This is a genomic window from Pseudarthrobacter sp. NPDC058329, assembly GCF_042879835.1.
GTDB lineage: Bacteria > Actinomycetota > Actinomycetes > Actinomycetales > Micrococcaceae > Arthrobacter.
In genome coordinates this window covers 1-14,742 of record NZ_JBHVZR010000025.1, presented here as the reverse complement: position 1 = coordinate 14,742, position 14,742 = coordinate 1, and the positions used below count along the sequence as shown (strand labels likewise).

General features: G+C 66.6%; 14 protein-coding genes. 10 read left to right on the top strand and 4 right to left on the bottom strand.

The features are described 5' to 3' along the window. Nucleotides 1–76 precede the first annotated feature (76 nt). The 4 genes from ACFVYC_RS21135 to ACFVYC_RS21120 all read left to right on the top strand — a co-directional run bounded on the left by ACFVYC_RS21135 (nt 77) and on the right by ACFVYC_RS21120 (nt 4,584). Nucleotides 77–820, top strand: coding sequence for a phosphoadenylyl-sulfate reductase (locus tag ACFVYC_RS21135; protein ID WP_387554033.1), 744 nt, complete (start codon nt 77–79; stop codon nt 818–820). Continuing rightward, nucleotides 817–1,764: a sulfate adenylyltransferase subunit CysD gene (gene cysD, locus ACFVYC_RS21130; RefSeq protein ID WP_387553978.1), complete on the top strand. Its 948-nt coding sequence runs from the start codon at nt 817–819 to the stop codon at nt 1,762–1,764. The genes ACFVYC_RS21135 and cysD overlap by 4 nt, the downstream gene beginning before the upstream one ends. After that, complete coding sequence (locus tag ACFVYC_RS21125) at nt 1,764–3,206, top strand: sulfate adenylyltransferase subunit 1 (protein ID WP_387553976.1); 1,443 nt, start codon at nt 1,764–1,766, stop codon at nt 3,204–3,206. The genes cysD and ACFVYC_RS21125 overlap by 1 nt, the downstream gene beginning before the upstream one ends. 211 nt (nt 3,207–3,417) lie before the next feature. Next, on the top strand, nt 3,418–4,584 hold the full coding sequence (locus tag ACFVYC_RS21120) for an RtcB family protein (RefSeq protein ID WP_387553974.1): 1,167 nt from the start codon (nt 3,418–3,420) through the stop codon (nt 4,582–4,584). 49 nt (nt 4,585–4,633) lie between these two features. Here ACFVYC_RS21120 and ACFVYC_RS21115 read toward each other — a convergent pair whose 3' ends face one another. Beyond that, on the bottom strand, nt 4,634–5,035 hold the full coding sequence (locus ACFVYC_RS21115) for an Hpt domain-containing protein (RefSeq protein WP_387553972.1): 402 nt from the start codon (nt 5,033–5,035) through the stop codon (nt 4,634–4,636). 331 nt (nt 5,036–5,366) lie between these two features. Here ACFVYC_RS21115 and ACFVYC_RS21110 point away from each other — a divergent pair, with 331 nt between their 5' ends. From ACFVYC_RS21110 to ACFVYC_RS21090, 5 genes are all read left to right on the top strand, one after another. Beyond that, nucleotides 5,367–6,509, top strand: coding sequence for an ABC transporter substrate-binding protein (locus tag ACFVYC_RS21110; protein WP_387554031.1), 1,143 nt, complete (start codon nt 5,367–5,369; stop codon nt 6,507–6,509). Nucleotides 6,510–6,541: 32 nt separating this feature from the next. Continuing rightward, on the top strand, nt 6,542–7,267 hold the full coding sequence (locus ACFVYC_RS21105) for an ABC transporter ATP-binding protein (protein ID WP_387553970.1): 726 nt from the start codon (nt 6,542–6,544) through the stop codon (nt 7,265–7,267). Next, on the top strand, nt 7,257–8,198 hold the full coding sequence (locus ACFVYC_RS21100) for an ABC transporter permease (RefSeq protein WP_387553968.1): 942 nt from the start codon (nt 7,257–7,259) through the stop codon (nt 8,196–8,198). The genes ACFVYC_RS21105 and ACFVYC_RS21100 overlap by 11 nt, the downstream gene beginning before the upstream one ends. Nucleotides 8,199–8,538: 340 nt before the next feature. Continuing rightward, entirely contained in the window at nt 8,539–9,801 is a 1,263-nt protein-coding gene (gene cobA / locus ACFVYC_RS21095; RefSeq protein WP_387553966.1) for a uroporphyrinogen-III C-methyltransferase, read from the top strand. Nucleotides 9,802–9,937: 136 nt separating this feature from the next. Continuing rightward, nucleotides 9,938–11,404 carry an FAD-dependent oxidoreductase gene (locus tag ACFVYC_RS21090; protein WP_387553964.1) on the top strand — a complete coding sequence of 489 codons (1,467 nt, stop codon included), beginning with the start codon at nt 9,938–9,940 and terminating at the stop codon, nt 11,402–11,404. A gap of 98 nt (nt 11,405–11,502) precedes the next feature. On the opposite strand, the gene ACFVYC_RS21085 is transcribed toward ACFVYC_RS21090, so the two are convergent. From ACFVYC_RS21085 to ACFVYC_RS21075, 3 genes are read right to left on the bottom strand one after another with little or no spacing between them, the layout of a single operon-like run. Further along, nucleotides 11,503–12,762 (bottom strand): SRPBCC family protein, encoded by a 1,260-nt coding sequence (locus ACFVYC_RS21085; protein ID WP_387553962.1) that lies wholly within the window; start codon nt 12,760–12,762, stop codon nt 11,503–11,505. Nucleotides 12,763–12,790: 28 nt separating this feature from the next. Then, nucleotides 12,791–13,618, bottom strand: a complete 828-nt coding sequence (locus ACFVYC_RS21080; protein WP_387553960.1) for a DUF1206 domain-containing protein — start codon at nt 13,616–13,618, stop codon at nt 12,791–12,793. 3 nt (nt 13,619–13,621) lie between these two features. Continuing rightward, on the bottom strand, nt 13,622–13,912 hold the full coding sequence (locus ACFVYC_RS21075; protein ID WP_387553958.1) for a hypothetical protein: 291 nt from the start codon (nt 13,910–13,912) through the stop codon (nt 13,622–13,624). Nucleotides 13,913–14,065: 153 nt separating this feature from the next. Between ACFVYC_RS21075 and ACFVYC_RS21070 the strand changes: the two genes are divergently transcribed. Further along, on the top strand, nt 14,066–14,602 hold the full coding sequence (locus tag ACFVYC_RS21070) for a hypothetical protein (RefSeq protein WP_387553956.1): 537 nt from the start codon (nt 14,066–14,068) through the stop codon (nt 14,600–14,602). Nucleotides 14,603–14,742 lie beyond the last annotated feature (140 nt).

The window sequence follows — 14,742 nt, the reverse complement described above, 5'->3', positions numbered from 1 at the left end:
GGACCCCAGCGGCCGTGGGCCCAAGCACGCGGCCGGCATCAACCCGGTGGTTGAGCCGGACGTCGCCTCAGCCACGGTGGACGCGACGGTCGCGGCGGCATCGCCTGCCGCTGGCCCGGTTCTCCGCTCGCACGACGAACTCAAGGCCCTCGCCGAATCCGGCGCCGCCGAGCTCGGCTGGGACGCACCGGCCCGCGACGTGATCGCCTGGGTGGAGCGCAACTTCGAGCTGCCCGCGGTCGCCGTCGCCTGTTCCATGGCCGACGCCGTCCTGCCGGCCCTGGTCGCTGACCAGTTGCCCGGCGTCGACGTCCTGTTCCTGGAGACCGGCTACCACTTCCCGGAAACCTACGCCACGCGCGACGAGGTGGCCTCGAACCTCCGCGTCAAGGTGGTGGACGTGCTGCCGGAGAACACCGTGGAACAGCAGGACCGGCTCCTGGGCAAGGACCTTTTTGCCCGCGACGCCGCCCAGTGCTGCGCCCTCCGCAAGGTGGCCCCGCTGCGCCGCACCCTCTCCGGCTACGAAGTGTGGTTCACCGGCGTGCGCCGCGATGAGGCCCCCACCCGCACCAACACCCCGCTGGTCACCTGGGACGAGGCCAATGGCCTGGTCAAGGTAAACCCGGTGGCTGCGTGGACGTTCGACCAGCTGGTCCAGTACTCCGACGACAACCTCCTGCCCGTCAACCCGCTGCTTTCCCAGGGTTACCCCTCCATTGGCTGCCAGCCCTGCACCCGGAAGGTGGCACCGGGCGACGACCCCCGCGCCGGCCGCTGGGCAGGCTCCGACAAGACAGAATGCGGACTACACGTATGAGCACTTTCCTAACTGAGGAGACCAGCCAGGTGACCGAAGCTGCCGTATCCACGCGCCTCTCCAGCCTGGACACCCTCGAGTCCGAGGCGATCCACATCATCCGCGAAGTTGTGGCCGAGTTCGAGAAGCCCGCGCTGCTGTTCTCAGGCGGCAAGGACTCCGTGGTGATGCTGCACCTGGCCACCAAGGCGTTCTGGCCGGGCAAGGTTCCGTTCCCGGTGCTGCACGTGGATACCGGACACAATTTCCCGGAGGTCATCGACTTCCGCGACCGGACTGTCGAGCGGCTCGGGCTGAAGCTCGTGGTCGGCTCCGTGCAGGAATTCATCGACCGCGGTGAGCTCGCCGAGCGCGCGGACGGCACCCGCAACCCGCTGCAGACCGTCCCGCTGCTGGACGCCATCCAGCAGAACAAGTTCGACGCCGTCTTCGGCGGCGGCCGCCGCGACGAGGACAAGGCCCGCGCCAAGGAGCGCATCCTGAGCCTGCGCGACGAGTTCGGCCAGTGGGATCCGCGCAACCAGCGCCCCGAGCTGTGGAACCTGTACAACGGCCGCCACACCGTGGGCCAGCACGTCCGTGCGTTCCCCATCAGCAACTGGACCGAGCTGGACATCTGGCGCTACATCGAACGCGAGAACATCGAACTGCCGGGCCTGTACTACGCCCACGAACGCGAAGTCTTCGCCCGCGACGGCATGTGGCGCGCGGTGGGCGAAGTTTCCCAGCCGCTGCCCCATGAAGACGTCATCACGAAGACCGTCCGCTACCGCACCGTGGGGGACATGTCCTGCACCGGCGCCGTCGAGTCCGACGCGTACACCGTGTCCGACGTCGTGGTTGAAGTCGCTGCCTCCACCCTGACCGAACGTGGCGCCACCCGTGCAGATGACCGCATCTCCGAGGCAGCCATGGAAGACCGCAAGAAGGACGGGTATTTCTAATGACCACTTCAATCACGGCATCCACTGCGGGCCCACGCCGGCAGGGTTCCCTGGCCGAGCGAAGCGAGGTTAGGGAGCCGGTGGGGACGCTGTTCCGCTTCGCCACCGCAGGATCGGTCGACGACGGCAAGTCCACTTTGGTGGGCCGCCTCCTTCACGATTCCAAGGCCATCCTGGCTGACACGCTCGACGCCGTTGCCCGCACCTCCGCGGACCGCGGCTTCGGCGGGGACAAGGGCGGCATCGACCTCGCCCTGCTGACCGACGGGCTGCGCGCCGAGCGCGAACAAGGCATCACCATCGATGTTGCCTACCGCTACTTCGCCACCGACCGCCGCAGCTTCATCCTGGCCGACTGCCCCGGGCACGTTCAGTACACCAAGAACACGGTGACCGGCGCGTCCACCGCGGATGCCGTCGTCGTACTCATTGACGCCCGCAAGGGGGTGCTGGAGCAGACCCGCCGGCACCTGTCCGTGCTGCAGCTGCTGCGCGTGGCGCACGTGATTGTGGCCGTCAACAAGATTGACCTGGTGGACTTCAGCGAGTCCGTGTTCCGTGAAATCGAAGCCGACGTGCAGCAGGTGGGCCGCGAGCTGGGCTTGGGTTCGGACGGCATCACTGACCTGCTCGTCGTTCCCGTATCTGCGCTCGACGGCGACAACGTGGTGGAGCGCTCGGAGCGCACCCCCTGGTACACCGGCCCCGCGCTGCTGGAGGTCCTCGAGACCCTGCCGGCCGCCGACGAACTGGAAAGCCACCTGGAGAGCTTCCGGTTCCCGGTGCAGCTGGTCATCCGGCCGCAGGGCGCCCTGGCACCCGACGCCGTCGCCGCCGGCCTGGACATGGAGGCCTACCGTGACTACCGCGCGTATGCCGGCCAGATCACCGAAGGCTCGGTCAAGGTGGGGGACAAGGTTTCTGTCCTGACCCCCGGCCAGGACCCCCGCACCACCACTGTGGTGGGCATCGACTTTGCCGGCGCCTCGCTGGAGGAAGCCGCCGCGCCGCAGTCCGTGGCTATCCGCCTGGCCGAGGAATTCGACGTTGCGCGCGGTGACACCATCGCCGCCGCCGGGACCGTCCGCGAAGCCTCGGCGGACCTGTATGCGTCGCTCTGCTGGCTGTCCCCGAAGCCGCTGCGCGAGGGCGCCAAGGTACTGGTCAAGCACGGCACTCGTACCGTCCAGGCGCTGGTGCGCAACGTCGGCGGCAAGCTGGACCTGGCCACGTTCAAGCTGGAACCGGCGTCAACGCTGGAACTGAATGACATCGGCCACGCGCAGCTCCGGCTAGCGGCGCCGCTGCCGCTTGAGAACTACCTGCATCACCGCCGGACCGGCGCATTCCTGGTGATCGACCCGCTGGACGGCAACACGCTGGCCGCGGGCCTGGTCAAGGACCACCCGGGCGACCACGAGGATGAGCGCTACTCGATCTAGGTCCGCCCGAACCTCGTTCTGCCCGATTCGACGGTTCCCTGCGGGTTCGACGTTTCCCAACGTCGCCCTTGCAGGGAACCGTCGAATCGGCTGTTTAAGCGCCAGTGTTGATGAGGATCTCGGTCTGAACCTTTACCATCGTTGCGTCTCTTGGCAATGGGGCGGGTTAGCCTTGGAGCCAAGTTCCTCATCCGCATGCAGGAGGCGGCACATGGAAACCATCAACAGCAAGCTGCTCAACTGGGCTTCGATCCTGGATCCCCAGACGCGGGAACAGGCCGTGATGACTGCCGGGTTGCCGTTTATCTACCCGCATCTGGCGCTGATGCCCGACGCCCACCTCGGCAAGGGCGCCACCGTTGGCTCCGTCATCCCCACACTGCACGCAATCATCCCGGCGGCGGTGGGCGTGGACATCGGCTGCGGCATGATTGCCGTCCGCACCCAGTACGCGCTCAAGGACCTGCCAAAGGACCGGAAGCGGCTCCGCGAAGACATCGAACGCGTGGTTCCGCTGTCCGCCGGGCACAACAATAAAAAAGTGCTGCCCACGGCTGAGCCACGGATCGCAGAGCTGAAGCAACTGGCGGCAAAGGCAGGTTTGAACCCGGCCCAGTACGTGGCGAAATGGGAGCTGCAGCTGGGTTCCTTAGGCTCGGGCAACCACTTCATCGAGGTCTGCGCCGACGAAAACGACGATGTCTGGCTGTTCCTGCACTCGGGCTCGCGCGGGGTCGGTAACAAGATTGCCCAGCACCATATCGGCGTCGCCCAGCACGTGTCACGGAAGAACCAGGTCCGGCTGCCGCACCCGGACCTTGCCTATCTCGACGAGGGCACCCCCCAGTTCGACCGGTACATCGCGGAGCTGCGCTGGGCCCAGCACTTTGCGCTGCTGAACCGGGAGGAAATGATGGACCGGGTCAGCGCGCAGTTCGGCCATTGGGTGGGCGGGCCCGTGCACGAACGGGAGCGGATCAACTGCCACCACAACTTCACGCAGCAGGAGACGCACTACGGCAAGTCCCTCTGGGTTTCGCGCAAGGGTGCCATCAAAGCCGCGCCGGGCGATCCCGGACTCATTCCCGGTTCCATGGGGACGGCGTCGTACGTGGTGGTGGGACGCGGCAACCCCGCATCCCTGAACTCTTCGCCGCACGGGGCAGGCCGGGAGTACTCCCGCAACGCGGCCCGCAAAACGTTCTCCCTCGAGGAGCTGAAGAAGGCCATGCGGGGCATCGAGTTCCGGGCGTCAGAGGCTTTTATCGACGAGATCCCGGCTGCCTACAAGTCGATTGACCAGGTGATGCAGGACGCCGCGGACCTCGTTGCGGTACGGCACAAGCTGCGGCAGTTGATCAACGTCAAGGGCAACTGACGGGCTGCATCGCCACCCAGGCACCAGCGTCAAGCGCGCGTTAGCCGAGCTAAGGTTTCTGCCTCAGTGCTGCCTGCAGGAGGTAAGTGGTCTGCCGGCTGCACTGCTTGATCCGCCGAAGGTGGGCCGCCGCCAGTTGAGGCAGTGCGACAGCCGCGCCAGCGTCATCGGCGACGTTGCGAATGGCTTGCTCCAGGCCTATGGCCAGCCACGCCAGCCGCTCCGCCCCCACCATCTGGCAGGAGGTTTTGAGGCTGAGGACCGCATCAATCGCTCCTTTGAGGTCCCCGGTGGTCAGGGTCTGCCGCAGCCGCTCGTTCCGTTCGGGCAGCTGCGTGATGAAGTTCTGCACGAATACTTTCCAGACTCCCTCGTCGTCGTCGAGTTCCTCGCGCAACCTCACCAGCACGGCGGGATCCAGGAGGGGCGCGTAGCCGTCGCCCAGGGTCACCGTTCCCCTCCAGGGCAAGCCCCTGGCCGGGGCGCAGGCCAGCGGCGTGACCACCGCCCGCAAAACCCCACACCCATGACGTGCCCCTGAAGGTCAAAACACCTGTCACCCTCCCAGCAGGACTACTAATGGACGCTACGGGCCGGCCGTTGCTGAGGCACGAGTAGTCAGTACTCGAATCTCCGGGGCAGGGAATCCGCGGCTACCAAGTGGTGGGACGCCAGCGTCGGAATATGACGCCAAATGAACCCGCGTGACCCCCCGTTTCCGCTTCATTGAACGGCTATGGGCCACTCCCTATGGTGAAACAATGACTAGTTCCAAGCCCGGGATGACCCGCATCGTGGCAGGCGAAAGCGCGGTCCCCAAGCGCAAGCGTGCCATCGAGGCTGCCCTGGCCGTGGGGCTGGTCCTGTTGATCGTGGTGGGCGCCGTGGTGGCATCCACTGTTTCGCGCAACACTGAAGCCCAGGCTGTGGAGCCCACCCCCGCTGCGGACCTGAAGCTGGGCTATTTCGGCAACGTCACGCATGCTCCCGCACTGGTGGGCATCAAGGAAGGCTTCCTGGCTGAAGCGTTGGGCAGCACCGCTCTCAGCACCGAAACCTTCAACGCCGGACCTGCCGCCATCGAGGCTTTGAACGCCGGCGCTATTGATGCTGCCTACATCGGCCCCAACCCGGCCATTAACTCCTTTGTGAAAAGCCAGGGCGAGTCCGTTAAAATCGTGGCCGGGGCTGCTGCCGGCGGCGCCCAGCTGGTGGTCAAGCCGGAAATCAACTCCGCAGCCGACCTCAAGGGCAACACCCTCGCCTCGCCGCAGCTCGGCGGCACGCAGGACGTTGCCCTCCGCTCCTGGCTTTCGGACCAGGGGTACAAAACCAACGTTGACGGCAGCGGCGACGTCGCCATCAACCCCACCGAGAACGCCCAGACCCTGAAGCTGTTCCAGGACGGCAAGCTCGACGGCGCGTGGCTGCCCGAGCCGTGGGCTTCCAGGCTGGTACTCCAGGCCGGGGCGAAGGTGCTGGTGGATGAAAAGGACTTGTGGGACGGAACCGGCACCGGCAAACCGGGTGAGTTCCCCACCACCGTCCTGATCGTGAACCAGAAGTTCGCGGCAGAGCACCCGGACACCGTGAAGGCGCTCCTGGCGGGCCACGCCAAGTCGGTGGCCTGGTTGAACGAAGCTCCCGCCGGGCAGAAAGCCTCCGTCATCAACTCGGCGCTGCAGGAATCAGCAGGAGCAGCCCTGGCGGATGACGTCCTCGCGCGGTCCCTGGCCAACATCACTTTCACCCTTGACCCGCTCGCCGGAAGCTACCCCCGGCTGCTGCAGGACGGAGTGGAGGCCGGCACCACCAAGCAGGCCGAACTCAACGGCCTCTTCGACCTCCGCGCGCTGAACAGCGTCCTCGCAGAGAACGGCGGCGGCACGGAGCCAATCCCAGCCGCCGGCCTCGGCGAAAACTGATCCCCTCCACCCACCTACGTAAGGACGGCACCATGCCAGTCGTACTGGAAAACCTGGGCAAGCGCTTCGGCGACGGCGCCCCGGTACTGGACGACGTCAACGCCAACATCGGTCAGGGCGAGTTCGTTGCCCTCCTCGGTGCCTCCGGCTGCGGCAAATCCACCCTGCTGAACATCATGGCGGGACTCGAGGCGCCGACGTCGGGCGCGCTCGAAGTGCCCAGCGATGGCGCCGCCTTTATGTTCCAGGACGCCGCCCTGTTCCCCTGGCTCACGGCCCGGGAAAACATCGAGCTGGCGCTCAAACTGCGGGGCGTGGGCAAAACTGAGCGCAAGGCAAAGGCGCAGGAGCTCCTCGAGCTGGTGCACCTGGGTACCGCGGGGGACAAGCGCCCGCACGAGTTGTCCGGCGGCATGCGCCAGCGCGTCTCGCTGGCCCGGTCGCTGGCGCAGGACCGGCAGCTGCTCCTCATGGACGAGCCGTTTGCCGCCCTGGACGCCATCACCCGCGACCTGCTGCACGACGAGCTGGAACGCATCTGGAAGGAAACCGGGCGCACCATTGTCTTCGTGACCCACAACGTCCGCGAGGCAGTGCGTCTCGGCCAGCGTGTCCTCCTGCTGTCCTCCCGTCCCGGCCGAGTTGTCCAGGAATGGGCAGTCACCGAGGAACACCGAACCGACGCCGGCCTTGCCGGCCAGCTGACCGGGGTCATTACCGCCCGGCTGCGTGAGGAGATTCGCCGCCATGCCAAGTAAGTCCCTGTCCGATCCGGCGGTTGAGCCTGTCGAAACCCAGCACGTCCATGCGGCGTTGACGAGGTCGTCCACCGGGCGCGAGGACCTGCGCGAACTCGAATCCGGCCTGGACTCGCTTCAATCCGACGCCGACCGTAAACACCGGGTCGACTGGAGCCGGGTGCTCCTGCCCATCGCTGCCCTGGTGGTTTTGGTCCTGATCTGGCAGTTCTACGTCTCCCTCGGGGTCAAGCGCCGCGACCTGGTGCCCGGCCCCCTGGACGTTGCGGCCCAGATGGGTGTGCTCTGGAACGAGGGAAAGCTTCAGGAATCCGTCTGGACCTCCATGCAGCGGGGGCTGGTCGGGTTCGTCATCAGCGTGGCCATCGCCACGCCGGTAGGCCTGCTGCTGGCCCAGGTGGCTCCGCTCCGCCGGGCATTCGGTCCACTGATCTCCGGCCTGCAGGTCCTGCCGTCCGTGGCCTGGGTACCGGCTGCCATCATCTGGTTCGGACTTACCGACGCCACCGTGTACTTCGTGATCTTTATGGGCGCCATCCCGTCCATCATCAACGGGCTCATCTCCGGCGTGGACCAGATCCCCCCGCAGTACCGGCGGGTGGGCACGGTCCTGGGTGCCAACCGGCTCCAGATGGCGCTGCAGATCATCCTTCCCGCAGCACTTCCCGGCTACCTCAGCGGTCTCAAGCAGGGCTGGGCCTTCTCCTGGCGCTCCCTGATGGCCGCGGAAATCATCGCCGTGGGCGGCACCATCGGCTTCGGCCTGGGCTCGTTGCTGGACCAGGGCAGGCAGCTGTCCGACATGTCGGTGGTGATGGCGGCGATCCTGCTGATCCTCGCCGTTGGCATCCTGATCGAACTGCTGGTGTTCGCGCCAATTGAGAAGCGCCTCCTGCGCAGCCGCGGCCTCCTTTCCGGCAGCACCCGCTAAGCCGGCCACGTCCTAAGCCGGCCCCGCACACAACCCCCAGTACAGCCCGACGGCGACTCCCGCCGTCGGGCTTTGCTGTGCCCGGCGAGCATTATGCGTAACTTATGGGCGGCCGGCTCTGCTGGGGCCCCGGAATTCCGCGGGTGAGGTCCACCGCCAGGCTCAAAAGCCACGCATTCCGGCAGGGCCCCTTCCGGTCAGGGGTTCGGCGCCGGCAAGACGGCAGACCCGGTCCCGGCAGGCCTGCAGTGAACGGTTTTGTGTGACGCAGCGTTACCTTACGTGAACTGGTGTTGCTCGGCCTTTGGGGGCCATTGTGACGCGGCCCTACCGTTGATTCATGGCAATTCAGGATATTTACCCCACAGCACTGCGGTTATTGGGCCGCCCCGTGCTGGTGGTGGGCGGCGGCCCTGTGGCTGCACGCCGCGCCAGGGGACTGCTCGACGCCGGCGCGCAGGTCACCGTTGTGGCTCCGGCTGCCTCTGACGCGCTCAAGGAACTGGCCGACGCCGGCCTCCTCACCTGGGAGCCGCGCACCTACTCTTCGTCCGACGTCGACGGCGTCTGGTTCGTGCAGACGGCCACCGGCCATTCCGCCGTGGACGCCCAGGTCTCCGCCGACGCCGAGGCGCAGCGCATCTGGTGCGTCAACGCCTCCGACCACGAAGCCTCCGCCGCCTGGACCCCCGCTGTCGCCGAGGTGGACGACATCAAGATCGCCGTGAACGCCGGGGGAGACCCGCGCCGCGCCATGGCCGTCCGCGACGCCGTTGCCACCGCACTCGAAACAGGCGACCTGCCATTGCGCCGGCGCCGCGCCCACCGCGGCACTGTTGCCCTCGTGGGTGGCGGGCCCGGCGACACCGGCCTCATTACCGTCCGCGGCCGCCGGCTCCTGGGCCAGGCCGACGTCGTGGTCGCAGACCGGCTTGGCCCCCGCGAACTCCTTCACGAACTGGCCCCCGACGTCCGAGTGATCGAGGTCGGAAAGACCCCTGGCCACCACCCCGTCCCGCAGTCAGAGATCAACCGCATCCTCGTCGAGGAGGCCCTCAACGGCCACCGCGTAGTCCGGCTCAAGGGCGGCGACCCCTACGTCCTGGGCCGCGGCGGCGAGGAAGCCGAGTACTGCCGGCAGCACGGCGTCGAGGTTGAAGTGGTCTCCGGCGTCACATCCGCGATCTCCGTTCCCGCCGCAGCCGGTATTCCCGTCACGCACCGCGGCCTCGCCAAAGGTTTCAGCGTGGTGACCGGGCACGAGGAACTGTCCGAAGTTCCTGCCCGCCCGGACCACACCGTTGTACTGCTGATGGGCGTCGGCCAGCTGCGTGAATCGGCGTCCGCCCTGGGCAAAGCCGGTCTGCCCGGGGACACCCCGGTTGGTATTGTGGAAAACGGCTATTTGCCGAACCAGCGCGTCACCATTGGCACCCTCGGTTCCATCGCGGACCAGGCGGAAGCCGCCGGCGTCGCAAATCCCGCAGTGATTGTCATTGGTGACGTGGTGCGCGTCAGCCCGTTCGCGCCGGCGCACTTCAAAACCGCTGACTACAGCACCATCACCCCGAACAGCCCCCGCAAGACCGTCCTCACCACCTAGCCCCCACCCCGGACAAGCCCCGCGTCCTCACCACCTAGCCCCCACCCAACTAGCTCGCAATAGTTGTCGTTATGAGCCTTCAAAACGACAACTGCTGCTACCTGGTTGGGACGGATCGAAGAAAAGGAACACAGCCGTGTCATCAAGCACCACCGTAGGTTCTGCCGAACGTCCGCTGCGCGTCGCCGTCGTGGGCTCCGGCCCGGCAGGCGTCTACGCCGCGGACATCCTCACCAAGAGCGAAGCCGTCAAAAGCGGCGAGCTGACCGTGAGCATCGACCTCTTTGACCGCTACCCGGCACCCTACGGCCTGATCCGCTACGGCGTGGCCCCGGACCACCCCCGCATCAAGGGCATCGTCAACGCCCTGCACAAGGTCCTGGACCGGGGCGACATCCGCTTCTTCGGCAATGTGGACTACGGAACCGACCTCACCATCGAGGATCTCCGCACCCACTACGACGCCGTCATCTTTGCCACCGGTGCCATCAAGGACGCGGACCTGAACATCCCCGGCATCGAGCTGGACGGCTCCTACGGCGGTGCGGACTTCGTCTCCTGGTACGACGGCCACCCGGACGTGCCGCGCGAGTGGCCCCTGGAAGCCACGGAAATCGCCGTGCTCGGCAACGGCAACGTGGCCCTGGACGTGGCCCGTGTCCTGTCCAAGCACGCCGATGACTTGCTGGTCTCCGAGATTCCGGACAACGTGTACGCAGGCTTGAAGGCTTCGCCGGTGACGGACGTGCACGTCTTCGGCCGCCGCGGCCCGGCCCAGGTCAAGTTCACCCCGCTGGAGCTGCGAGAGCTGTCCCACTCCAAGGACGTGGACATCATCCTGTACCCGGAGGACTTCGAGTTCGACGAGGAATCCGACCGCCAGATCCAGACGAACAACCAGACCAAAACCATGGTGGGCACCCTCACCAACTGGATCGCCGAGCAGCCCGAGGACGTCTCCGAGCTGAAGGCCTCCCGCCGCCTGCACCTGCACTTCCTGCACAGCCCCGTGGAGATCTACGACGACGCCGAGGCTCCGGGCAAGGTTGCCGGCATCAAGTTCGAGCGCACCGAGCTGGACGGCACGGGCAACGCCCGCGGCACCGGCGAGTTCGTGGACTACCCGGTCCAGGCCGTGTACCGCGCCATCGGCTACTTCGGTTCGGCCCTGCCGGACGTTGAGTTCGACCACAAGAAGGGCGTGGTGACGAACGACGGCGGCCGCGTGCTGGACGCCGACGGCCAGCATGTGCCGGGCATCTACGCCACAGGCTGGATCAAGCGCGGACCCGTGGGCCTGATCGGCCACACCAAGGGCGACGCCCTCGAGACCGTCACCTACCTGCTGGAAGACCGCGAGAACCTGCCGGTCGCAGCCGTTCCCGAGGCGGAGGCCGTGGTGGACCTCCTCGATGCCCGCGGAGTGGAGTTCACCAGCTGGGAAGGCTGGCTGGCGCTGGACGCCCACGAGCTCGCCCTCGGGGCAGCTGCCACGGAGGCCGGCGGTTCAAACGGCGTCGAGGTCAAGCGTGAGCGCGTCAAGGTGGTGCCGCGCGAGGACATGGTGGCAATCTCCCGCGACGGAGTAGCCGCGCAGGTCTAAGGCACTGCTGCAAACGCGGTCCCTGTGCGCCCATCCGGAAGGGTGTGGCGCGCAGGGACCGCTTTGGTTTAAGCGCGGTCCTGGTTAACCCGACGGGGCTACTTCCCGGCCCCGCCCACAGCCATCAGCTCCAGGCGCTTGAGCGTCTCGCGGTTCCGCACCGTGATCATCGGGTCGCGCATCATCTTGGGCACCTTCCTGCCGGGACCGCGGATGGCGTCCTCAGCGATGGTTACAAGGCATTGGCCGCCCTGGTCCTGAAGCGTGATCACCACCTTGGCCTCACCCATCGGCCAGCCGCGCGCCACCAGCTCCAGGGACTTTCCGGGTTCGGCGGCGGTCACCCGGGTGCTGTCGTTGATGACCAGCGGCCAGGCGCCCACAGAATGATGAAGGCGGGTTCCCACCTGCGGCCATGCGTCGTCCACGGCGCGGATCCGGGAGGCTCCCACCACCCAGCCGGAGTACAGCCAGCCATCGGCAATGACCCGCCAGACGTCGGCGGCAGGGGTGTTGAACAGCTGGGACACGGTGGACATGGTGTTCCTTCCTGGGGTGGCTGGGCTGGTGCGGTTGTCAGCACGGGACAGAGCGGCGGCAGAATGCGCGACGTCGGCCGGTGCGGGCTGCTGCGCCGCCCGGTAGGAGCGCTCCCGCAGGCGGCGGGTCCAGGCGTAGGTCCCTGCGCCCGGCGGCTGGTTCTCGAGGGGATTGAAGCGCAGGGGAGTGTCAGCCGGTTCCGGTGCAGCCTGCAGCCGCAGCTCCCCGCACTGCCGCCACTGCCCGGCAGGCCTGGCCCAGTACAGCCCGAGTATCCAATCGCCTGATGTGACGGACCCCGCCGGCAGGCTCTTGGTCCGAAGCCCCACCAAGACGGGGCCCTTCCGGCCGCGGTAGGGCATCAGCGTTGTAAAGGTGGCTGAGGTGACGTCCAGCCGGGGCTGGAGCAGGAACCTCCCGGGGACCTGCCAGCCGGTGGAGGCAAACAGCACATCCGCCGGGCCGGCGTCGTCCGCCCGTCCCGGAGGAACTCCACGGGACGGCGTAACCCGCAGTGCCAGCCCCAGGATGTCCGGGAGCCCTCCAGGCAACCCGACGGAACGCGAAAACCGTGCTGCGACCGTGTCGATGCCTGCGGAGTCGAGCCAATCCAGGCCGCTTGGCTCCGCGGAGCTCCCGGTCCGGGTCAATACGCCGGCCAGGCCAATGCCTTTGGGGTGGATCGGCCGGTCGGGGCGGACTACCTTGAGGAGCCGGAACAGGGCAGAAAAGGCCCGGCCCGCTGGCTCCGTGACACCCGGGATCACGTCCCGCGCCTTTCCGCCGCTGGCTGGTTGCTCCCTCACGAAATGCGTCATGCTTCCTTCCTACCCACAAAAGGTGGAACTACATGCGCCCGAACCTCGACCGGACCAGGGCGAAAATTCCGTAGGCGATGAAGCCTGCCCCGATGGCCACCAGCAGATACGGGCCGAAGGGGTGGTCTCGGAGCGCTTTGAGCCCGCCGTCGAGGCCGGTGGATTCCTCCGGGCTGTGCTTGGCGGCGGCAATGACGAAGAGCAGGCCTGTGAGGTTCAGTGCTGCACCCTTGGAGACGTGGCCTGTGACTCCGAGGGTATCGATAAGCCGGCCGCGCCGGGTGCCGTCAAAGTGGAAGAGCTCCTCCTTGAACCCCCGCCGGACGCCCTTGAACACAAAGTAGATGCCGATCCCGATGATGGTCAGGCCCAGCGCCACCAATGTCCACAGACCCAGGGGTGTGGCCATGAGCGAGGCGCTGAAGTCCCGTGTGCTCTCGCTGGAATCACCCCGCAGTCCGACGGCGAAACCGGCGAAGCTGAAGCCGACGCTGCTATAGGCGATCGCAAGGAAGCCTGACGAGATCAGCTTGGACACCCGTTCCTTGCGGGGCAGGCGGCGGGCTCGCAGGGTGGCTTCGCTTGCCTGCCATAATCCCAGGCCGAAGCAGGACACGACACAAGCCCACATCACCGCCGGGCCCCACGCGTTGGCGGCCAGCTGTTCAATGGCACCGGTGGGTTCCGCCTCTCCGGGCTGCCCGAAAGCCACTGCGACGGCAATGGCCCCGATGATGACATGCAGCAGCGCCATCACGGCAAACCCTGTCCGGGCGAGGACGTCCAGGGCGGGATGGTTGGAGGCTTCCTCGACGGCGTCCGCGGCCTGGCTGATGGTGGATTCGCTGTCCGACACGGGTCAGCCGTTCATGGGCCCTTCGGCACGTATCTTTTCCGCGCCGGGTCCCTCGACGTGAACGGTGCACCGGACCACGAGCTTTCCGGGGGCGTTGTCCAGCTCCACCAGGGAATCGTCCGCGCTCAACACCGTAAAGACCTCGGAGCCTGCCACCACTGCCACACCCTTGGCTTTTGCGGTGTCCCGCGCGTTCCCGAATGCTTCGCGCTGAAGCCCGTCCACGTAGCTGTCGTCATCTCCACGCGCGGGGTCTCCGAAGGCCCAGCCGAACAAACTTCCTGTAGTTCCCATGCCGAAGATATTACGCGGTCTGCCCGGGTAAGACGGGCTTTCGTAACATTAGTAAGTGTGCTTACCATAGGCGGACCATGACCTTGATGGGACGCAATAAATGAAGTCCGCAGGCGCGGCATCTCGACCAGATCAACGTTAGGAATGCACATCATGGCAGGAAACCTCATTGCCCGGTCAGTCCACGACCTGACGGCAGCAGCATGGTTCGGTGGATCCCTGATGGGTGCCATCGGCCTGAACGGGGCAACAGCGGAGGCCAAGGACCCCTCCGAGCGCACCCGCCTCTCCAGCGCCGGCTGGATGAAGTGGGCACCGTTCCAGACGGCGGCATTTGCCTCCCACCTGGTGGCGGACCTTGCCATCGCGTGGGAGAACAAGGAGCGCATCGCGAAGCAGGACGGCGTGGCCAGGGATACGGTGATCAAGACGGCGGTGACGGTGGTCGGCGCAGCCGTGACGCTGTACTCCGGCATCCTCGGCAAGAAGGTGGAAAAACTTGCGGCTGAGGGTGCCGAGGGCGCTACCGAGCCTCGCCCGGAAGCCTCCGATGAACTGAAGGCCGCCCAGCAGCAGCTCAAGATGCTGCAGTGGGCCATCCCCGCGTTCGCCGGACTCGTCGTGGTCCTGGGCGCCAAGCACGGGGAGATGCAGCGGCCCAAGAATGTGTTTGCGGGCCTTCGCGGCTAACCGCCCGCACTTCCGCAAGACGTACGACGACGGTCCGGCACCCCAGGCGGTTTCTAGGGGTCGTTGCAACACCTGCTGGTTAGGTGGTTAGTAGTAAATCACGTAAACGCTCGGCTGGGGTTTTCCAGCCGAGCGTTTTG

Bases quoted from the DNA above. Each gene is read 5' to 3' on its own strand.
- ACFVYC_RS21110 (WP_387554031.1), top strand. From the start codon at position 5,367: ATGACCCGCATCGTGGCAGGCGAAAGCGCGGTCCCCAAGCGCAAGCGT.
- ACFVYC_RS21105 (WP_387553970.1), top strand. From the start codon at position 6,542: ATGCCAGTCGTACTGGAAAACCTGGGCAAGCGCTTCGGCGACGGCGCC.
- ACFVYC_RS21125 (WP_387553976.1), top strand. From the start codon at position 1,764: ATGACCACTTCAATCACGGCATCCACTGCGGGCCCACGCCGGCAGGGT.
- ACFVYC_RS21085 (WP_387553962.1), bottom strand. From the start codon at position 12,762: ATGACGCATTTCGTGAGGGAGCAACCAGCCAGCGGCGGAAAGGCGCGG.
- ACFVYC_RS21075 (WP_387553958.1), bottom strand. From the start codon at position 13,912: ATGGGAACTACAGGAAGTTTGTTCGGCTGGGCCTTCGGAGACCCCGCG.
- ACFVYC_RS21100 (WP_387553968.1), top strand. From the start codon at position 7,257: ATGCCAAGTAAGTCCCTGTCCGATCCGGCGGTTGAGCCTGTCGAAACC.
- ACFVYC_RS21120 (WP_387553974.1), top strand. From the start codon at position 3,418: ATGGAAACCATCAACAGCAAGCTGCTCAACTGGGCTTCGATCCTGGAT.
- cysD (WP_387553978.1), top strand. From the start codon at position 817: ATGAGCACTTTCCTAACTGAGGAGACCAGCCAGGTGACCGAAGCTGCC.
- cobA (WP_387553966.1), top strand. From the start codon at position 8,539: ATGGCAATTCAGGATATTTACCCCACAGCACTGCGGTTATTGGGCCGC.
- ACFVYC_RS21070 (WP_387553956.1), top strand. From the start codon at position 14,066: ATGGCAGGAAACCTCATTGCCCGGTCAGTCCACGACCTGACGGCAGCA.